Below are 21,300 nucleotides of genomic sequence, written 5' to 3'. Positions count from 1 at the left end.
CCATGGAAAGAAGCCTTACAATGGAATTAGTACGCGTAACAGAGGCGGCAGCACTAGCCTCAGCTAGATGGATGGGAAGAGGTAAAAAGGAAGAAGCGGACGATGCAGCTACAACTGCGATGAGAAATGTCTTTGATACCATTCCAATGAAGGGGACTGTCGTGATTGGGGAAGGGGAAATGGATGAAGCCCCAATGCTCTATATCGGTGAAAAGCTAGGAAATGGCTATGGTCCACGAGTGGATGTAGCCGTTGACCCATTAGAGGGAACGAATATTGTGGCATTAGGTACATGGAATGCATTAGCTGTACTTGCTGTTGCTGACCATGGCAAAATGCTACACGCACCAGATATGTATATGAACAAAATCGCAGTGGGACCTGAGGCTGTTGGCAAGGTTGATATTAACGCTTCTGTTACCGACAACTTAATGGCCGTTGCCAAAGCGAAGAATAAGGATGTTGAGGATGTGGTTGCAACCGTACTTAATCGTGACCGCCACTCAGCCATTATTGATGAGATTCGTGAGGCAGGAGCCCGTATAAAGCTAATTCCGGATGGAGATGTTGCGGCGGCTATCAATACAGCCTTTGATCATACAGGTGTCGACATTTTATTTGGGATTGGAGGCGCACCTGAAGGCGTATTAGCTGCTGTAGGCCTAAAATGCTTAGGCGGTGAAATTCAAGGTAAATTAGTTCCATCCAATGAGGAAGAAGAACTTCGCTGTCAGGAGATGGGCATTACCGATATCAACAAAGTGCTCACGATGGATGACCTTTGCGGTGGGGATGACGCCATTTTTGCCGCTACAGGCGTAACTGATGGTGAGCTCTTAAAGGGAGTTCAATTTAAAGGTACAAAAGGAACAACCCAAACCATCGTCATGAGAGCAAAATCAGGCACCGTACGATTTATTGATGGAAATCATAGCTTAAAAAAGAAACCCAACCTCGTCATCAAAGAAGGATAAATTGCATCAGGAAGTGCTAAGTGATTTTGGAGATCATTTAGCACTTCATTTATAGATAATAGGATAAGCTTCAAACCCTATGAAATCCCCACCTAATCTTTCTATTACTAAAAAATAAAGGAATTTATGATTTAGTATTGAATAATTTATATAAATAAGGTTAAAATGATAATGTTTTTATTGAATGAGAAAGCCTCTATACCAAGTGACTTCGAAATCACTTCCTGGTCTCTCCGGAAAAAACTATATATTCCATTTTACTGGTTTCATAGAAATGATAGATTAAGAAAACTTATATTCTGATAGGATAAATATTAATAGAAAATAAAAGTGGTGATAATGTGTCTTCAATTACAATTGGACAACTTGAGTCAATGACATTAAAGGAATTATATGCGCAAGCGCGTAGTTTTAAAATCTCTTATTACAGCAAATTAACAAAAAGAGAATTGATTTTTGCTATATTAAAAGCACAGGCTGAAAAAGATGGATATTTATTTATGGATGGAATTTTAGAGGTGATCCCGTCAGAAGGATTTGGTTTTTTACGACCGATTAATTATTCGCCGAGTGCAGAGGATATTTACATATCAGCCTCACAAATTCGTCGATTTGATTTACGTAACGGGGATAAGGTATCAGGAAAAGTTAGACCACCAAAGGAAAACGAACGCTACTACGGACTTCTCCATGTTGATGCAGTGAACGGTGAAGACCCAGAAACAGCGAAGGAACGGGTTCACTTTCCAGCACTCACTCCGCTCTATCCTGATCGGTTAATGAAGCTTGAACACAAACCCCAAAAATTATCAACAAGAATTATGGATATCATGGCACCTGTTGGTTTTGGGCAGCGTGGTTTAATCGTGGCTCCGCCTAAAGCCGGGAAAACGATGCTTTTAAAGGAGATTGCCAACAGCATTTCCGTTAATCATCCTGAAACAAAATTGATTATTCTACTCGTTGATGAACGACCAGAGGAAGTTACTGATATCGAGCGCTCTGTTCACGATGATGTGGATGTTGTTAGCTCTACGTTTGATGAGCTACCGGAAAATCATATTAAGGTCTCTGAGCTTGTGCTTGAGCGTGCGATGCGCCTTGTGGAAAATAAAAAAGATGTGGTCATCTTAATGGATAGTATTACAAGACTGGCGAGAGCCTATAACCTAGTGATTCCACCAAGTGGCCGTACACTATCAGGTGGTATTGACCCAGCAGCCTTCCACCGACCTAAGCGTTTCTTTGGGGCAGCCCGTAACATTGAAGAAGGCGGAAGTGTAACGATTCTCGCAACCGCATTGGTTGATACAGGCTCACGTATGGATGATGTTATCTATGAGGAATTTAAAGGAACAGGAAACATGGAGCTCCACTTAGATCGTAGCCTAGCTCAACGCCGTATTTTCCCTGCGATTGACATTGGTCGTTCTGGAACGCGGAAAGAAGAACTATTGCTACCTAAGGATCACATTGAAAAAATGTGGGCGATTCATAAAACAATGAGTGACTCCCCAGATTTCCTAGAACGATTCTTAAGAAGATTAAAAGCATCCAAAACGAACGAAGAGTTCTTCCAAATCATGGATGTCGAAATGAAAGGCAAATCATCAAGCAGAAGATAAACCCTGCTTGATTTCGCCCTAACGCTTTAACGCTCTAAAACGATGGGGGACAGACCCCAGTTGCTTTAAAGCGCTAAAGGGTCGATGTTTAGGTTGCAAAAAGAATTTGACCTTGATATAATCTTTCTATGTGAGCTTAATTTGATACTTTTATTCAATCGTAGCAAATGAATTGCAGCAACGATTTCAACTATAACTCTGTTTCCAAAGGATTCAGGGCAAAAAGGAGTGTATAAGCATGAAAAACGGTATTCACCCAGAGTACAGAAAAGTTGTATTTCTTGATACAAGCTCAGATTTCAAATTCTTGAGCGGATCAACACAATCTTCTGATGAAACAATCGAATGGGAAGATGGCAACACTTATCCACTAATTCGCGTGGAAATTAGCTCAGCTTCTCATCCGTTCTACACTGGTAAGCAAAAGGCTGACAAGGTTGGCGGACGTGTGGATCGCTTTAAGAAAAAATATAACCTTAAGTAAGAGATATGCTGACGATGTAAAGTTGATGCAAATCAACCGTCAGTTTCAGATAAAATCGGCTTAACCGCCGATTTTTCCTCTTTTTAAATTGATACTTCCAGTCCTATGATAAGTACTGGAGCCGTATGTTATGAAGAAAACAGGCAAATTTGCTTTATTTTGCCTGTTTTTTTATTCGTTGAAATCATTTATAAAATAACTATATAAACAAAAAATACAAATGCCTTAATATATGATGTTTTATTCGTTGGAAAGGGGAGAGGCTTCAGTGCATGTCATGAAGCAAAATGGCTGGGTAGAAGTGATATGTGGGAGCATGTTCTCAGGAAAGTCTGAGGAATTAATTAGACGCGTTCGCCGTGCTACATACGGTCATTTAAATGTAAAAGTATTTAAACCTGTTTTGGACAACCGTTATGCAGATGAGGCAGTCGTTTCCCATAATGGGTCATCCTTAGTTGCGAGACCAATCGAAAAATCAACGCAAATTTATGATCAAATAGATGAAACAGTGGATGTTATTGGAATTGATGAAGTTCAATTTTTTGATGAGCATGTGGTAGAAGTGAGCCAAGACCTAGCCAACCAAGGCTATCGAGTCATTGTGGCAGGACTTGACCTTGATTTTAGAGGCGAACCATTTGGACCAGTACCTGAGCTAATGTCACTTAGCGAATCGGTAACGAAATTAAATGCCATTTGCCCGGTGTGTGGATCGCCAGCAAGTAGGACCCAACGCTTAATTGATGGAAAGCCTGCATCCTATGATGATCCGGTGATTTTAGTGGGGGCTTCAGAGTCATATGAGCCGCGTTGTCGTCATCATCATGAGGTGCCGAACAAGCCTAAGCTGGCTGTTGAACCGATATTAAATAAAGAGATTAAATAGAAGGTGGACAGACCTAATGGCAGATAATAGCTGCTGTTGGGTCTTTTTTTATTCCGTTGCTTAGTAAATTGCGGGACTGTTTATAAGTACGACTCGCTTGAATATCCTCTGAAGTGACGTGATTATAGGTGATGTTGACTAGAATAGTTGGTGGTGACTGAAATAAGAGGGAAAGTAAGGGGATTAAGTCGAAATGTGGCGTGATGGACGACGGGTATGGCAGGATCCCATAATGAAGTGACTTAATTAAAAGCGTTTTTGACTGAATTATTTTTTTTACATAAATGTTGAGACTGAATCCGGGAGACTTTTGACTTGAAAAGGAAGCAAGTTGACCAGATTAAACAAGAAGTCAACGTGATAAATAATGGATCTGACTGGAACAACATCTCACTTAGAGAATCTACTATCCACTCTATTAGAACTAGAAGAAAAATTGATACCTTTGCCCTACTAAAATTCACAAAATTCTATCATTTTCTTAATATTTATTTGCTAGAATAGCCATGAATAAATCATAGAGAGGGGAGATTGTGATTAATAGAAAACGGTGGTTAAGTATGTTGTTGGCGGCAAATGTTGCTATGGTATCCTTTATACCTGCAGTGCATGTGAAGGCAAAAACGAACCCAGTGTCTGATGCCCGATCATCTTCAGATCGTACAGAGCCTATTGTTACGGTGGGACCGTCTGGGAAAACACTTTTAGCAAATGAGGAAACAACCACAATCGCACCAGGGATTCAGCTTCATAGCTTTGAACGTTTTGATGCTAGAGGCTGGTTAAACGGGGAAGTAATGACGGTGGATTTAACAAATGATGCCATATCAACAGATCTACTTTTTCCAGGTGTCATTACAGATGCTAAGCCACTTTCAGAAATGGCAAACGAGGCGGGTGCTGTCGGCGCGGTAAATGGGGACTTTTTTGATATCAATGATACTAAAGCGCCGTTAGGGTCCATGATTCAAAATGGAACATTATTAAAGGGTCCACAGGGCTCACATACCCTAACAGCAGGAGTAAATGAACAGGAAATTGGGCAAATCACTGATCTTTTTTTAGAAGGTACAATAAAACTTCCAACTGGAGAGGTTCCATTAGCGGCCTTTAATCAATCTGGCATTCCTGCAAATGGTATTGGATTGTATACGTCTGTTTGGGGACAGGCTGAACGCCCTGGAGGGGGAAGCCCAGTCATCGAAGTAGAGATTAAGGACGGGAAAGTTGTGAAGGTATCTGACCAAACAGGACAAGGACCAATTGATGAGAACAGTTTTATCCTAGTGGGTCGTGAAGATGGGGCCAATCAATTGGAGAAACTTGCTGTTGGTGATCCAATAAAAGTTTCTTATGCTCCGAAAGTGGATGGAGAAACATTGATGGAATTTGCAGTTGGTGGAAATGTAAAACTGGTCGAAAATGGTGAGGTACCAGCTGATTTAGATGACCGTACTTCGGCTCCAAGGACAGCTGTTGGCTTTTCTGAAGATGGAAAAACGATGATTCTCGCATTAGTGGATGGGCGTCAGACAGATAGCCGTGGAATGACCTATAAGGAATTAGGAGAACTAATGAAGGAATACGATGCACACCAAGCACTAAACATTGATGGTGGAGGTTCATCAACAATGATTGCTCGTAAGCCCGGTGAGGAAAATACGGAAGTGGTCAATAACCCTTCTGATGGAGCTGAGCGTGAAATCCCAAATGGAATCGGTATTTTTGCTGAAGCTGGAAGCGGCGAATTAGCAAATTTTGCTGTGGAGCCAGCAATTGACTCCGAGCACAGCCACAGGGTTTTTCCTGGACTAAGTAGAAAGTTTGTCGGTCTAGGATATGATGAAAACTATTCACCAGTAGAGACAGAGGGAATTAAGTGGAAAGCACTTCCTGGCGATGTTGGGGAATTTGATCAAAAGGGAATATTTCACGCTAAAAAAGCTGGCAAAGCCGTTGCTCAAGCACAAATAGAATCAGCTAAAGGAACCTCAAAACTCACTGTGCTAGGAGAGTTAGACCGATTGGAAGCAACGGAATCCTCACTTGGAATGGAAATGGGGAGAGAGAGCAGTTTTTCCGTGATTGGTTATGACAAAAATGGGTATTCTGCACCGATTGAACCGAGGGATTTGGAGCTTGAGTATAATCAATCAGTGATTGAAGTAAAAAAATCCGCTGATGGTGGATATACGGTTAAACCTATACAGGACGGCGCATCTACAACCATTTCTATAACTACACAAGGAAAAGAGACACACCTGCCTGTAACCATTGGGTTAACCACCGAAAATGTGTCTAATTTTGAATCTAGTGAAGGTTGGTCGTCTACGAAATATCCTTCTAGTGTAGGAGCTTCAATGGATGTAGTTCCAGGTCGAGAAGGAAATGGCATACAGTTAAGCTATGATTTTACAACAACAACCGCTACTCGTGCCGCTTACTTACAAGCATCTCCAAGAATAGAGCTCCCAGGTGATGTACAAAAAATGGGCTTGTGGGTTCATGGTGATGGTAACGGCGCATGGCTCCGAACCGTTATTGAGGATGCGACGGGCACGAATTACACGTTAACATTAGCCGATGAAGTAAATTGGACGGGATGGAAACATGTTGAAGCCACGTTACCTGATGGAATCCAATACCCTGTTAAACTATGGCGGATTTACCCAGTTGAGACGAACCAAAATGATCAGTATACCGGAGAACTCATTTTCGATGACTTAACGGTGGAAGTACCTCCAGCTATTGATTTTCCTGAACAAAGCAAGGATCAGGAAGACCCACTTGTTATGCAAAATGAAGTGATGGGTAAAGATCGTTGGAAATTTGCTGTGTTGGCTGATAGTCAGTTTAAAGCCAGCACTTCAAATAGCTCACAAGAAAAAATGGCAAGAGAATCCTTACAACAAATTGTTGCTGAGGATCCTGAATTTTTAGTTATAAATGGTGACTTAGTAGATTCAGCATGGAAAGAGGATTTTGAATTGGCAAAACAAGTGTTAGAGGAGGAAGTAGGCGATGCGTTTCCTGTCTACTATATCCCGGGTAATCATGAAATTGCCGGCCCTGGAAACCTTGATCACTTCCTCAAAGTATTTGAAGAAAATCGCTACACCTTTGATCATAAGGGAACAAGATTTATTTTACTTGATACGTCTACAGGAAGCTTCCGAACGAGTGATTTTGAGCAATTGATAGAATTAAAGAAATCGTTAAATGATGCAGCAACAAACCCATCGATCAATAATGTAGTTGTGTTTGGTCATCACCCAACGCGAGATCCGCTGCCGACGAAAAATAGCCAGCTATCAGATAGAAAAGAAGCTGACCTCATTGAGACATGGCTGACTGAATTTCGAGAGGGCTCTAAAGGAAAAGGGGCCATGTATGTTAGTGGTCACGCACATACCGTAAATGTGGAACGTGTAGAGGGAGTTCCGTATATGGTGGTAGGTTCATCAGGGAAATCTCCGTATGGTTCTCCAACAAATGGAGGTTTTTATGCCTGGACGATGTTTGGGGTAGATCCTACTCCAGTTCAGGAAAAAGCAGCTGGACCTGAAGAGGCAGCAGGGAATAGCAAGGTTAGAGGAACAGAGTGGATTCAGGCAGAGGTTCGACCGTTATTAGAAGCCATTACAATGGATGCTCCAGAGGAATTAGCAGTAGGAGAGACGGTGGAAATTCAGGCAACAGGCCATCAGCAGAGTGGTTTAGACTTTCCACTGGAATATCCCGCTTCCGTTCTTTGGGAAGGCGATGAGAATGTGTTTGTCGGTTCAGGTGCAGAGCTTCAGAAGGCAAAAGAATCCGGAAAATACACCGCGTCGTTCAATACAGCAACGAACGAATTAACAGCATTAGCGAGAGGAGCGTTTTCCATTAAGGTAACTTCCAATAACATGGATGCTGAAATGGAAATTGAAGTTAAGTAGCAGTTTTGACTAAGGTAAAGATCTAATGGCAGAGTTTTTTCTGCTGTTAGGTCTTTTTTTATGGCGGTGTGAAGCTAGGTGGTAGAGAGCGGAACGGACTTGATAAATAGGGATGATGACTTGAATAATTATGATTGTGACGTGATTCTTTCGTAAGCCGACGGGAATGATGTAAAGTGACAGAATAACCGTGAAGAGTGGCAGAAATATCATTGCCACCGACTGGTATTTATCTTATTTATGACTTAATTATAATTGGGGTTGACTTGAATACCCCTAAAGCTGACGTGATGTACATAAAGGCCATGTTAAAAAATCTACACTCAACAGCTCCCTTTGACCATATCGCACTCCCTATAATATAATGAGTATGTTTAGTAGAAGAAGAGGTGGAAAACATGTTAGATAAACTACAAGCCCTTGAGGATCGTTATGAAAAGTTAAATGAGATGCTCAGTGATCCTGAAGTGATTAATGATACAAAAAAACTACGTGAATACTCCAAAGAACAAGCTGACTTACAAGAAGTAGTGGAAAATTATCGTCGCTATAAAGAAGTTCAAGAAGAGCTTTCTGATGCGAAGACAATGCTAGAGGATAATTTAGATGATGACATGCAAGACATGGTGAAGGAAGAAATTGATGGACTATCAACTGAAAAAGAAGAGCTAGAAGAAAAGCTGAAGATTTTATTGATTCCGAAAGATCCAAATGATGATAAAAACGTTATCATGGAAATTCGTGGCGCTGCAGGTGGAGATGAAGCAGCTTTATTTGCTGGTGACCTATATCGCATGTATTCTCGCTATGCGGAAGCACAAGGCTGGAAAGTCGAGGTCATTGAATATCACGAATCAGATGTTGGTGGTTATAAGGAAATGATTTGCATGGTAAACGGGAATGGGGCCTTTTCGAAGCTTAAATATGAAAATGGCGCTCACCGTGTGCAACGCGTTCCAGAGACAGAATCTGGTGGACGTATTCACACCTCAACAGCTACCGTCGCTGTTCTTCCAGAGGCTGAAGAAGTAGAGGTTGACATTCATGAAAAGGATATTCGTGTCGACACCTTTGCTTCCAGTGGACCAGGGGGACAAAGTGTTAACACTACGATGTCTGCGGTTCGACTAACTCATGAGCCTACCGGAATTGTGGTTTCCTGTCAGGATGAAAAATCTCAGCTTAAAAACAAGGAAAAAGCGATGAAGGTATTGCGTGCTCGTATTTATGAGAAGTTCCAAAAAGAAGCCCAAGCGGAATATGATGAATCCAGAAAGTCAGCTGTTGGAACTGGAGATCGTTCTGAGCGTATTCGTACGTATAACTTCCCACAAAATCGTGTCACAGACCATCGTATTGGCTTAACGATTCAAAAGCTCGACCAAATCCTTGAAGGTAAGCTTGGGGAAATCGTGGACGCACTAATCATTGAAGAACAAACGAAAAAGCTTGAAGAAATTGGTGAGTAATGTGGAGCAGTTTACAACCATTTGGGGAGCCCGCCACTGGGCTTCTCTTTTTTTGCAGGAGCATGGGTGTGAAAAAGGAGTAGCTGACATTCTTTTAATGCACCTATTGTCGATGTCCCAATCTCAGCTACTCGCAGCCATGCAGGATGATTTTCCACAGGATATCCAAGAAACCTTTATGGAAGGCATTTATCAACATGTGGATAAAGGGACGCCGGTGCAGCATCTGATCGGCTATGAATATTTTTATGGTCGAAAATTTGCTGTGAACCCACACGTGTTGATTCCACGCCCAGAAACAGAGGAATTAGTGGAATTGGTTTTACGGGAAATAAAAGCCGGCTTTTCCAAGGATGATGAGATTTTGGTTGTTGATATTGGTACGGGATCTGGAATCATTGGCATTACCTTAAAAAAAGAACTTCCAGCTTTACATGTAAAAGCTGTGGATATCTCAAAGGATGCTTTACAAACAGCCAAACAAAATGCTCAAGATTTGAATGCTGATGTGGAATTTGTAGAGGGGGATTTTTTAAGTCCATTGGTTGAAAGTGGACAAAGGGTTGATGTCATTGTCTCGAATCCACCCTATATTTCACCTGAGGACGAGACTTCTTTGGATGATGTTGTACGTAAGCATGATCCGAAGCTAGCTCTATTTGCAGAGGATGAAGGGCTTGCTGCATATAAAAAAATTGTCAGTCAGTTGCCTGAAGTGATGAATCGTCCGGCACTTGTCGCCTTCGAAATCGGTCATCAACAGGGAGTTGCAGTCCAGGAAATTATTAAGCATAAGTTTCCAAAAGCAGAGCCGAAAGTCATGCAAGACATTAATCAGAAGGATCGAATTGTATATAGTTGGATGAAATAAAACCTGTGGGTAACTTTATCCACAGGTTTTATGGTTACATTCCTGATAGCTCCTATTGCTCACACCTTGTTAAAAAGTGATGCATTTTTAATAATCTTTCTATCAATCTAAAAAAATATGATTTCATACGTTTAGATATGAAAACATCTGCCCATACTGATGACCAAGAAGGGTTAAGGGGGCAGAACGATGAAGAAGGTTATCTTTTTATTTGTTTCAGCATTTATTATTTTTTATAATCCGATGATTGGGTCTGGAAAGCAGGAGCAGAATTCGGAGTATAAGGTGATCCCAGATGAATCGATTCGCCTGCGGATTCTAGCTCATTCAAATAGTGAAAAGGATCAAGAACTTAAGCGCGAGATTCGTGATAGGGTGAATGCAGAGATTACAACATGGGTGAACGACTTAAACTCTATTTCCTCAGCTCGTGAATTAATAGAATCTCGTTTAGGAGAAATAGAGAAAATCGTAGAACAGACTTTAGCGGAAAAAAATATCAATCAAACGTTTGATCTAGAGTTTGGAGATGTTCAGTTCCCTACTAAGGTTTATGGTGGTAAGGTATATCCAGGTGGAATCTATGAAGCTTTACTCATTACGATTGGCGATGGAAAAGGCGATAACTGGTGGTGCGTACTCTTCCCGCCACTTTGCTTTTTAGACTTCTCGAATGGTACAACCGTTGCGGACGATGAGGAAAAAGACGAACATTTAGAAGAGAACCAAGAGGTTAAAGAAAATGAAAAGAAAGTTGAAGTGCAATTTTTCCTTATCACATGGTTTGATAGTATTATAGGTTGGGTTAAAAATCTTTTTTAAAAGAGCGAAAGGGGAAGGGCCTCGGTCATCCCCGAGCGCTAGGCCCTGCAGCTGGACGTGGCTTTTCTAGATAACTCAATTTAGAGAGATTATAAAACTTTTAAATATCATAAATCACTCCCTATTTTCATAGAGTAAAGTAGAAATGAAAATCCGGGAGTGATATTTTTATGATTAAGATTGTGTTGGCGAATGATCGAGCAACGGTAAGGGACTTTTTTGGCGAACAATGGGACAAGCAATCCTCAAAGGATGAGCTGCATAAGTATGGTAGATTCATAGAAATTAAGGGCGAAAAGAAAGGATTCTATGCCATTGTTCCGGTATTGAACGAAAAGGGCTGGTTGCGTACGTTATATTTTACGGAGCAGTTAAATGCAGGACTTCTGATGGTGTTAATTGATTGGATTAAGGAGGACGCTGCACAATCAGGCTATCAACAACTTATGGTATATAGCCATAATTCCTCAACGGACACTCTTTTTCAGACATGGGGCTTTGAAAAAATGAATCAAAATGAGCCCCTTAGTGTAGATGAAGAGGGGAATTGGTGGATATCAGCTGTAGAGTTATCAAGAGATGTGGATAAGTATTGTTGATAAACTGTGGGTTGTAGGTGGATATTGTGGATAAGTTGTGCATAACTGTTGTGGGTAGCTACTAGAAAGATGGCAAAATTTTAATTGTGGGCGAGAAGGGGTTAAATGAACATTTCATTATTGTAATTCTTTAATTAAATGTTTAATAATTCTTTATCAGGAGTAATTTTTGGCGAACGTACTCATTATTTAACGGAACGGTTCAATAAATTTGTAAACAGTTCATTTGCAGCCCGCTCATGTTCAGGTCATAGCTATAAAGGTTCTAATCCCTGACTAAAGGATTCATAACCACTGTCGCAGACCCTGCAGAGAAAGCCTAACTTGCGTATACAAGCCATCAAGCACATAATAGAAAGGGAAAATAGAAATAGGAGTGCCCACAATGAGTGAAATGGAAACAAAATACTGGAATGTACAAGACGAAAAAATAGATGTGAATAACTCAAAAATAATAGCAGCAGCTGAGGCAATCAGGAGACAAGAAACGGTTGCTTTTCCTACTGAAACCGTTTATGGTTTGGGCGCTGATGCGACCAGCCATTCAGCAGTGGATAAAATTTTTCAAGCAAAAGGTCGTCCTGGGGATAATCCTCTCATTGTTCACATTGCTAAAATTGAGCAAGTGGAACAAGTGGTAGAGGATATTCCGGATATGGCGTTAAAACTAATGGAAGCCTTTTGGCCAGGTCCTCTTACGTTGATTTTAAATAGTAACGGTGCTTCGGCGGACAATGTAACAGCAGGTTTATCCACAGTGGGGGTAAGAATACCTGATCATCCTGTTGCACAAGCGATGTTAACAGCTAGCCAAGTACCTGTAGCTGCGCCAAGTGCTAATCGGTCGGGCAGACCAAGTCCCACAACGGCTCAGCACGTGTACGATGATTTAGCTGGCCGTGTATACGGAATTGTGGATTGCGGACCGACTGGAGTTGGGGTTGAATCAACTGTAGTAGATTGCACAGGTGAACAAGCGGTGATTTTACGACCTGGTGGCGTGACAAAAGAAGAGTTAGAGCAAGTTGTTGAGACTGTGAGCACAGATTCTGCTGTGGAAAATAAAGAGGAGCAACCGAAATCGCCGGGAATGAAATACACCCATTATGCACCGAATGCTCCTTTTTGGTTAGTAGAGGGTAGTGCTGATGCAATGCAGCAAGAAATAAACCGACTGAATCAGGACGGTCTAAACGTTGGTGTTATGGCAAGTGAAGAAAACGCAGCACATTACCAGCATGCGATTGTGAAAAGCTGTGGATCTCGGGAAAATTTGCGCGAGGTCGCCCAGCAAATTTACGATGTGCTAAGGACCTTTAATCGTGAAAATGTAGATGTCATTCTTGGTGAAACCTTTACGAAGAAAGGTTTAGGGGTTGCCGTAATGAATCGTTTGGAAAAAGCGTCGTCTAAAATTATAAAGATATAATCATTTATTCTAAAGCTTATCCTCCTCGCATATATTGTTTTTAGCATGTCCGAGGAGGTTTCACATGATTTCATATATTATTGGCGAATGGCTAACCCTATCCTTAATGGCAATCGCAATTGGCATGGACGCTTTTTCGGTGAGCCTCGGAATGGGAATGCTTAATCTGCGCCTACGTAAAATTGCAATTATCGGTATTTTAATTGGAATCTTTCATATGGTTATGCCCTTTTTAGGGATGCTGCTCGGAAATATTCTATCCAAACAATTTGGCTCCTTCGCGGCATTAATGGGCGGAGTGCTACTAATCGTTTTAGGAATCCAGATGTTTATCGGTTCCTTTTCAGATGAACGGAACACGAAATTAGTGAACGGCTTTGGCCTATTCGTGTTTGCTTTTACCGTAAGCTTAGACAGCTTTTCCGTGGGGCTAAGCTTAGGAATGTACGGAGTCAAAACAATCGTAGCTCTAATATTATTTGGCTCAGCCAGTGCTGTTTTAACCTGGCTCGGATTCTTACTTGCACGAAAAGCAACCGCACTACTCGGCTCCTATAGTGAAATGCTGGGTGGAAGTATTTTATGTGCGTTTGGATTGCAGTTGATTTTGTAGACAAGCAGTGAGGCCTGTCACTTGTCCGATGTGGATGAGTGGGGGGCTTTTTGTTTTTGTGGGGGTTTATGACCGTGGCGGTGGGAGGCGTGCTTTAGCATTTGTTTAGTGTCTTTTGACATTTACAAGTGCTTTTTTAGCGAATGGAAAGGCAACTTTAGTTAAACCATCTCAGACTTTAGCATTTGGCTGGAAGTTTAGTATTTATTTTCTAACTTTAGCATTTGGAGGAGTATCTTCAGCATCCGGAGTAGGAGTACATAGGCGGGAGTGCGAGTTTAGCAAAATAGACCTTAGCTTCAGCACATGAATCGGAAACTTTAGCACCCTCCCCCGAATCTTTAGCATCCACAAGTCGTTCTTTAGCATTTCAAGACGTCTTTAGCTTATAAAGTACTTTTTTAGCAAAAAGCCTATAAACCTTAGCCAAAGCACCCCAATCTTCAGCACATCCCACACCATATCAATCCCCTTCGCAAAAAGTGACACCCACCCCGCCCAAATGATATATTTAAGACAAAAGAGAGTACCAAATGGAGGTTCGGCTTCATGAAAAATATTTTATTTGTTTGCACCGGAAATACGTGTCGCAGTCCGATGGCTGAGGCATTGCTGAAGCATAAAAATGTATATATAAATGTTCAATCAGCTGGAATTTTCGCAGGTCATGGACAGTCTGCTTCCCAGGGAACAAAGGATGTACTGTCCCAAAAGGGGATTGATTGTCAGCATCAATCACAACCGATTACCCCTCAATTAATCGAGTGGGCGGATCTCATTTTAACGATGACGATGAACCACAAGCAGTCCATACTCATGCAGTTCCCAAATGCTGAGAACAAAATTTTTACCTTAAAAGAATATGTAGACGACGAACAGCAACAGATTTGGAATCAGCTAAAGGAAGCCTATGCGGCGCTCGAAACGGACCGGGCGTTATTCCAGGCGAATCAGGACCAACAGCTGGAGAACAAAATGAAGGAGACGCAAAAGGAAATCATGGAGCTGGAAAGACAGCTCGACAATGTGGATATTCAGGACCCTTTTGGCGGAGATGTGAACATCTATCGAAAAACCCTTTCTGAACTGGAAAAATATATTGAACTTCTTCTGCAAAAGATAGACAATAGAGAAAAATAGCTTTTTTGGGAATTCGAATTGGGGGATGCGGGATGAAGGAAAAACATCGCTTTAGCTTACGGATTAAGCTTGTTATTTTTACTACAGTATTAGCGGTCATTACATATGGTACAAGTGCTCTGTTTATTTACGCCTTTTCTGGCCAGATTCAGGCCTACCTAGGAATATCGGAGCAATTGTATACGGTTATGGTTCTATTCATGGGGATTTTGTGGTCTGGAATACTTGCTTATTTTGCTGCTCAAATGTTAACCAAGCCGTTATTAACCTTAAGGGATGCTGCACATCAAGCAGCAGATGGGAATATCGCGAAGGACGTTCAGGTCTCAAAGTCGGATGATGAAATCCGTTCACTGGGGCTTGCTTTTAACGCAATGCTTGCTAGTTTGCGTGATATTATCACCAATATTGAGAAAAACTTTGACCAAACCAATCAATCGGTTGGCGCGATTAAAGATTCTTTAACAAATGCGGAGAATCAAGCGAACACCATAGCCCAAACTGTTGGCGAAATTGCATCAGGGGCGGAGAACTCCTCCTCCTCGATTTTGCAAACAGCACAGTCCATTGAAGATGCAACCATTGTCGCGGGAGAGGTTCAAGAAAAAGCTAAGCACTCTCGTTCGTTATCGCAAGGGATGATTGGTACCTTAGATCAGTCAAAGGCCATTATTCAAGAGCTGGTTTCCAGTGTACAAAATATTTCTAAAGAACAGGAAACGTCATTGGAAGCGGTAGAACGTCTTGAGAAAAATGCGCAGGAAGTAGAAAAAATCATCTCTCTTGTGGGTGAAATTGCCGATCAAACCAATTTACTAGCTCTTAACGCATCCATCGAAGCGGCAAGAGCGGGTGAACATGGACGTGGGTTTGCGGTAGTCGCAGAGGAAGTACGCAAACTTGCCGATGAAAGTGCTACGGCTGTCCATAACATTTCAGGTTTTATTTCGAACATTCAAACGGACGTCAATGAAGTTGTGGAGCGGATTCAGCAACAGGTGAAATTTGCCCGGCAAGAGGCAAAAAAAGGTGAAGAGTCGAATACGGCGATTGAGAAGGTTTCTGCTTCAGTCAATGAAGTAGCTGAGGTTGTTGGTCATATCTCTGACTTAATGGACCAGCAGTTAGAAACCATGGAAGCGACAACTAGACAATCTCAAGAAGTGGCAGCGATTGCTGAAGAAACCACAGCTGGAACCGAAGAGGTCAGTGCATCCATCCAAGAACAAAGTGCAGTTGTCCAAAAAATTAGTCATCTCGCTACTCATCTAGAACAGCATGCGGAAAGTTTAAACAAGCAAATTCATAAGTTTGAAAAATAACAGAAGGATGTGACCTGTATGAAACTTGTATTAGCTTCAGACCATGGTGGAATAAATCTGCGCACTGAAATTGGTAACCTGCTTTCTGAAATGGGAGTAGATTTTGATGATATGGGCTGTGATTGCGAGGATTCTGTTGATTATCCCGATTACGGGATTCCGGCAGCCGAAAAAGTGGCAAATGGCGACTATGATTTAGGCATTTTAATTTGTGGAACAGGTATTGGCATGACGATTGCGGCCAATAAAGTAAAAGGGATTCGCTGTGCACTTGTCCACGATGTGTTTAGTGCGAAAATGACAAAGGCTCATAACAATGCCAATGTCATTGCGATGGGCGAGAGAGTAATTGGCCCAGGATTGGCACGTGAAATTGTAAAAGCTTGGCTTGAGGCCGAATTTGAAGGTGGCCGTCACGAAAATCGTATTGGTAAAATCGCTGAATATGAAAATAAATAGTTTAAGGTAGTGATTACCATGACAGATCAACTTATTACAGAAATCAAATCGCACCTAAATGAGCTTGTTCAAGATTGGGCTTCCCTTGATCAATTGAAATCGGGACATGTATTTCTTTTAGGATGCTCCACTAGTGAAGTAGCCGGTGAACGAATCGGCACCTCGGGAAGTGAGCAGATTGCTGAAACAATTTTTACGGAGCTACAAGTCTTGAAGCAACAAACTGGTGTAGAGCTTGCCTTTCAGTGCTGCGAGCATTTAAACCGATCTCTTGTGGTCGAACGAATGGTGATGGAGAAATATAACCTAACCAGGGTTGCGGCGGTTCCCATTCCTGGTGCAGGAGGTTCGATGGCCGCCTATGCGTATAGACACATGGATGACCCTGTGCTAGTAGAGTCCATCAGCGCCCATGCGGGAATGGATATTGGGGACACCTTTATTGGTATGCACTTAAAATCCGTGGCAGTCCCAGTGAGATTATCAAGAAAAAATATCGGCAAAGCCCATGTAACGGCAGCCTACACAAGACCCAAGCTCATTGGGGGACAGAGAGCCGTCTATCAAATCCCAGATTCCTCTGGAGATACTTGCGAGTAATGTTATACTAAAAGTGGAGAATTTTTCGAATAGACCTAGCAACCTTTTTTCAAAATGTGAGGAGGAGAAATCGTGGAGCATTTAAAAAACGTAGACCCTGAAATTCTAGCAGCAGTAGAAAAGGAAAAGAAGCGTCAACAGGATAAAATTGAACTGATTGCATCGGAAAACTTTGTATCAGAAGCGGTTATGGAGGCAGCAGGTTCCGTACTAACCAACAAATACGCAGAAGGCTACCCAGGTCGTCGCTATTATGGTGGCTGTGAATTTGTTGATGTAGCTGAAAACTTAGCCCGTGATCGTGCGAAGGAATTATTCGGAGCAGATCACGCCAATGTTCAGCCGCACTCAGGTGCCCAAGCAAACATGGCTGTGTATTTTACGGTACTTGAGACTGGTGACACCGTTTTAGGGATGAACCTGAACCATGGTGGACACTTAACCCACGGAAGTCCAGTAAACTTTAGTGGTACCCTATATAATTTTGTTGATTATGGCGTTGATGAAAATAGTGAACAAATTGATTATGACGCTGTTTTAGCTAAGGCCAAAGAGGTTCAGCCAAAGCTAATTGTTGCTGGAGCAAGTGCCTACCCTCGAGAGATTGATTTTGCGAAATTCCGCGAAATTGCTGATGAGGTTGGAGCTTACTTAATGGTAGACATGGCACACATTGCAGGGCTTGTTGCAACAGGACTTCATCCGAATCCAGTCCCACATGCCCACTTTGTGACGACGACTACTCATAAAACATTACGTGGACCACGTGGTGGAATGATTCTTTGCCAAGAAGAATTTGCGAAAAAAGTAGACAAATCTGTTTTCCCTGGCATGCAGGGTGGACCACTCATGCATATTATTGCGGCAAAAGCAGTTGCCTTTAAAGAGGCCCTTGAGCCAGCGTTTAAAACCTATACTCAAAATATCGTAGACAATGCGAAACGACTAGGCGAGGCACTTACCAAAGAAGGAGTGCGTGTCGTTTCAGGCGGAACAGATAATCACCTCCTATTACTAGATGTTCGCCCACTTGGGTTAACTGGAAAAGTTGCGGAGAAGGCACTTGATGAAATTGGGATTACCGCAAACAAAAACACCATTCCGTTTGATCCTGAAAGTCCATTTGTAACAAGTGGTGTACGAATTGGAACAGCAGCAGTGACCACTCGTGGCTTTGATCTTAACGCGATGGATGAGATTGCAGCAATCATTTCTCTTACCTTGAAAAATGTTGAAGACGAAGCGAAACTTGAAGAGGTGAAAGAGCGTGTAGCTGCTTTGACTGCGAAGTTTCCTTTGTATGAATAATGATTGATAAAGACTGGCTTAGGCGCCAGTCTTTTTTGTGGGACGGGGGGACAGGTCCATCGTCCCACTGGGACAACGGACCTGTCCCCCTGTCCCGATTTAGAAGGAAGTGGGTGAGTATTTGGCTTTTCAAAATATTAATCTTATCGAGGTTTTATCAGGAGCTTTAGCGTGGGGAATAGTCGTATATCTCATTTATCGTCTTTATAATAAGCGGCGGGTTAAACCAAAAGGGTGGAAAATTTTAATTGTATTTTGGATTGGGATGTTTTCTTTCTCCTTCAACTTTAACCTGTTTGGTGAGGCAGTTCGACTATCTATTCTACCACTTGGGGTATGGATTTTATATTTTATTTTGAATTCAAAAGAGGGGAGATGGGAAATCTACCGTCGTTTTGCTTGGCTTGGATTTGGTGCAAATTTTATATTTTTACTATTTTCGCTTATCTCGACGCCGGTGCATCAGGCCATCTACCCTCAGAATGAAATAGATACATATATTGCTGGTGTAGAAGAGGCTTATTTCATAACCATCCATCCTTCAGGTCAGGATGTATCACTCAAAAAAGACACCCTTTTAGATGGAATAGAACGATTACAGAAATCAACTATTTCTAGTGATGATTGGTACTATGATTTAACTAGAAATGACTCAAAAGAAGTGAATGAAAGGTTCCCGTACCAGCTAGTTAATGCAACACCCAAATGGGGAAGTGGCAGTCAAGCAATCATTTACCTTGAGGACGACGGAAAAGGATTACTTATCCTGACACCTGAAAAGCAGCGCTATTTTCGCTCCGATCAATCGTTGTTAGAGGAGGGAAATGAATGATGACTAAAAAGAGAAAACTAACTTTAGGGATTGTTCTAATTGTAATTATTTTAGCTGCTATTTACTGGATGTATTTTTCAAAACCATCTCCTCTGCCAACGAAAAATCAATTGGTTACCGAAATAAATGAAGTTTTCACGAGAGCAAATGCCGAAAAAATACAGAACACCATTCAACTCGATGATAAGCATGTATTTGTCCCGTTTATTTCTAAAAATAATGAGTATGGGCTTAGTTATTGGGTATGGGACATGTACAAGTGGAAGGTGAAAAAGATTGATACCACCGGGGAACCAATGATATGGAAAGTAGATAAAAAAGATCCATCAACCTTCCATATTATTTGGAATATGCATCCTAATGATCGTCTTCGTTATATGAAATTTTATCTAATTCGAAAGCGAGGATATCAAATCACTGCAGGAAACCATCACTATACGCCGCGAATTCAGCTGGAGAAAAAGGTTTCGCTTGAAGAGAAGTCTTATGGTGTGCTGAAGTTTCCGCAAAAATGGGCTGCAATTAAAGAGGCAAATGCAAAAGTGATGCAAGCCAGGCAACCTGATAAACTGTTTTCCAGTTGGATGCCGGATCATTCCATCTATATCGGCTGGATTCCATATGACGAGTCAAATCAAGAAACATTTCCAGAGCAATCTGTGAATGGGAATACGTTTTCAGATGGGGATGTGGAAACAGATTTTGTGCATATTTTAAATGAATCGGAGCTTGAGGTTGCTGCGGAATAGGGATTGTCCTCGTGGGACAGGGGGACAGGTCCATCGTCCCACTGGGACAAAGGACCTGTCCCTCCGTCCCATTCGTAATCAAATATTTCTGAAATCCAGCTATTCCTTGAAAGAAATGTCGGATTTCAGTACAATTTGTAGGATATAACTTTTAAATAAAGGAGAGTTCGGTTCATGGGAAAAGTGTACGTGTTTGATCATCCATTAATCCAGCATAAATTGACATTTATTCGTGATAAAAGAACGGGAACGAAGGAATTTCGAGAGCTTGTTGATGAAGTAGGGACTTTGATGGCGTTTGAAATTACGAGAGATTTACCGCTTCAAGAGGTAAACGTTCAAACTCCTGTTTCAGAGGCAAACTCCAAAGTACTAGCAGGGAAAAAGCTTGGACTCATTCCGATTTTACGTGCAGGTCTTGGTATGACAGATGGAATTTTAGGCCTCATTCCAACAGCAAAAGTAGGCCACGTCGGTTTATATCGTGACCCAGAAACCTTACAGCCTGTTGAATACTATGTGAAATTACCATCTGACATTGAAGAACGTGAATTAATTGTTATCGACCCAATGCTTGCTACTGGTGGATCTGCTAACGTGGCCATCGAAGCGTTGAAAAAGCGTGGCGCTAAGCAAATTCGTCTCATGTGCCTAATTGCAGCACCAGAGGGAGTCGAAGCCGTGAAGGAAGAACACCCAGATGTGGATATTTATCTAGCAGCCTTAGATGAAAAGCTTAATGAAAAAGGCTATATCATCCCGGGATTAGGAGATGCTGGCGATCGGTTGTATGGAACGAAGTAGTTTTTCGATAGTGAAGTCTGAATCTAGTTTTTTGATTCAGGCTTTTTTATTGATAGGAAATGAAGTGTTAACCCTGGCCAGACGCGTGCTGAAGATGGTACTTTTTTTGCCAAAAATCTCGGTGAAAATGCTGAAGTACAGTGATTATGCTAAAGTTCATCGTCAATTTGCTGAAGTTTTTACCGACTACGCTGAAGGACGAGCTTCAAATGCTATAAACATGATTAAAAAATAAAGTTTACTAAATGCTGAAGGCAACTCAGTAAAAGCTAAACCACATTCCCCAAATGCTGAATATTACAGCAATATGCTGAAGCCCCCTTGATATGCTAAAGAATCCCTGTAATTAACTAAAGACCCCCAGTGAAAAGCT

At 41.7% G+C, this 21,300-nt stretch carries 20 protein-coding genes; all 20 read left to right on the top strand.

Features of this window, described 5'->3' with window-relative positions:
• The first annotated feature begins 2 nt into the window (after positions 1-2).
• The 20 genes from glpX (at position 3) to GH754_RS19800 (ending at position 21,162) form a co-directional block, all read left to right on the top strand.
• Positions 3-974 carry a class II fructose-bisphosphatase gene (glpX, locus tag GH754_RS07700; protein WP_153728145.1) on the top strand — a complete coding sequence of 324 codons (972 nt, stop codon included), beginning with the start codon at positions 3-5 and terminating at the stop codon, positions 972-974.
• 341 nt (positions 975-1,315) lie between these two features.
• Positions 1,316-2,599: a transcription termination factor Rho gene (rho, locus tag GH754_RS07695; RefSeq protein ID WP_323741908.1), complete on the top strand. Its 1,284-nt coding sequence runs from the start codon at positions 1,316-1,318 to the stop codon at positions 2,597-2,599.
• Between the two features lie 238 nt (positions 2,600-2,837).
• The gene (locus tag GH754_RS07690) at positions 2,838-3,083 is read left to right on the top strand and encodes a type B 50S ribosomal protein L31 (RefSeq protein ID WP_153728144.1); all 246 of its coding nucleotides are present in this window, start codon (positions 2,838-2,840) and stop codon (positions 3,081-3,083) included.
• Positions 3,084-3,351: 268 nt separating this feature from the next.
• Positions 3,352-3,972 (top strand): thymidine kinase, encoded by a 621-nt coding sequence (locus tag GH754_RS07685; RefSeq protein ID WP_323741907.1) that lies wholly within the window; start codon positions 3,352-3,354, stop codon positions 3,970-3,972.
• Between the two features lie 533 nt (positions 3,973-4,505).
• The gene (locus GH754_RS07680; protein ID WP_153728143.1) at positions 4,506-7,910 is read left to right on the top strand and encodes a phosphodiester glycosidase family protein; all 3,405 of its coding nucleotides are present in this window, start codon (positions 4,506-4,508) and stop codon (positions 7,908-7,910) included.
• A gap of 398 nt (positions 7,911-8,308) precedes the next feature.
• The gene (gene prfA, locus GH754_RS07675; protein WP_153728142.1) at positions 8,309-9,379 is read left to right on the top strand and encodes a peptide chain release factor 1; all 1,071 of its coding nucleotides are present in this window, start codon (positions 8,309-8,311) and stop codon (positions 9,377-9,379) included.
• Positions 9,339-10,250 (top strand): peptide chain release factor N(5)-glutamine methyltransferase, encoded by a 912-nt coding sequence (gene prmC, locus GH754_RS07670; protein ID WP_228550191.1) that lies wholly within the window; start codon positions 9,339-9,341, stop codon positions 10,248-10,250. The genes prfA and prmC overlap by 41 nt, the downstream gene beginning before the upstream one ends.
• Before the next feature lie 189 nt (positions 10,251-10,439).
• On the top strand, positions 10,440-11,072 hold the full coding sequence (gene spoIIR, locus GH754_RS07665) for a stage II sporulation protein R (RefSeq protein WP_153728141.1): 633 nt from the start codon (positions 10,440-10,442) through the stop codon (positions 11,070-11,072).
• A 170-nt stretch (positions 11,073-11,242) separates the two neighbouring features.
• Positions 11,243-11,671, top strand: coding sequence for a hypothetical protein (locus tag GH754_RS07660; protein ID WP_153728140.1), 429 nt, complete (start codon positions 11,243-11,245; stop codon positions 11,669-11,671).
• Between the two features lie 385 nt (positions 11,672-12,056).
• Entirely contained in the window at positions 12,057-13,100 is a 1,044-nt protein-coding gene (locus GH754_RS07655; protein WP_323741906.1) for an L-threonylcarbamoyladenylate synthase, read from the top strand.
• A gap of 67 nt (positions 13,101-13,167) precedes the next feature.
• Positions 13,168-13,713: a manganese efflux pump MntP gene (locus GH754_RS07650; RefSeq protein ID WP_323741924.1), complete on the top strand. Its 546-nt coding sequence runs from the start codon at positions 13,168-13,170 to the stop codon at positions 13,711-13,713.
• 549 nt (positions 13,714-14,262) lie between these two features.
• On the top strand, positions 14,263-14,853 hold the full coding sequence (locus GH754_RS07645) for a low molecular weight protein arginine phosphatase (protein ID WP_153728138.1): 591 nt from the start codon (positions 14,263-14,265) through the stop codon (positions 14,851-14,853).
• Positions 14,854-14,885: 32 nt separating this feature from the next.
• On the top strand, positions 14,886-16,175 hold the full coding sequence (locus GH754_RS07640) for a methyl-accepting chemotaxis protein (protein WP_153728137.1): 1,290 nt from the start codon (positions 14,886-14,888) through the stop codon (positions 16,173-16,175).
• Positions 16,176-16,193: 18 nt separating this feature from the next.
• Entirely contained in the window at positions 16,194-16,634 is a 441-nt protein-coding gene (gene rpiB, locus GH754_RS07635) for a ribose 5-phosphate isomerase B (RefSeq protein ID WP_153728136.1), read from the top strand.
• Between the two features lie 18 nt (positions 16,635-16,652).
• Entirely contained in the window at positions 16,653-17,234 is a 582-nt protein-coding gene (locus tag GH754_RS07630; protein ID WP_153728135.1) for a TIGR01440 family protein, read from the top strand.
• Between the two features lie 72 nt (positions 17,235-17,306).
• Entirely contained in the window at positions 17,307-18,542 is a 1,236-nt protein-coding gene (locus GH754_RS07625; protein WP_323741905.1) for a serine hydroxymethyltransferase, read from the top strand.
• Positions 18,543-18,663: 121 nt separating this feature from the next.
• Entirely contained in the window at positions 18,664-19,374 is a 711-nt protein-coding gene (locus GH754_RS07620) for a hypothetical protein (RefSeq protein WP_153728134.1), read from the top strand.
• Positions 19,371-20,123, top strand: a complete 753-nt coding sequence (locus tag GH754_RS07615; protein WP_153728133.1) for a hypothetical protein — start codon at positions 19,371-19,373, stop codon at positions 20,121-20,123. Before GH754_RS07620 ends, GH754_RS07615 begins: the two co-directional genes overlap by 4 nt.
• 174 nt (positions 20,124-20,297) lie before the next feature.
• Complete coding sequence (gene upp, locus GH754_RS07610) at positions 20,298-20,927, top strand: uracil phosphoribosyltransferase (protein ID WP_153728132.1); 630 nt, start codon at positions 20,298-20,300, stop codon at positions 20,925-20,927.
• Positions 20,928-21,033: 106 nt separating this feature from the next.
• A complete protein-coding gene (locus GH754_RS19800; RefSeq protein ID WP_267206654.1) occupies positions 21,034-21,162 on the top strand; it encodes a hypothetical protein in 129 nt (42 codons plus the stop codon).
• The last annotated feature ends 138 nt before the right edge of the window (positions 21,163-21,300 follow it).

This window comes from Salinibacillus xinjiangensis (assembly GCF_009649735.1).
Taxonomy (GTDB): Bacteria; Bacillota; Bacilli; order Bacillales; family Alkalibacillaceae; genus Salinibacillus; species Salinibacillus xinjiangensis.
The sequence above is the reverse complement of the archived record's forward strand: the minus strand, read 5'-3'. Positions and strand labels throughout refer to the sequence as shown.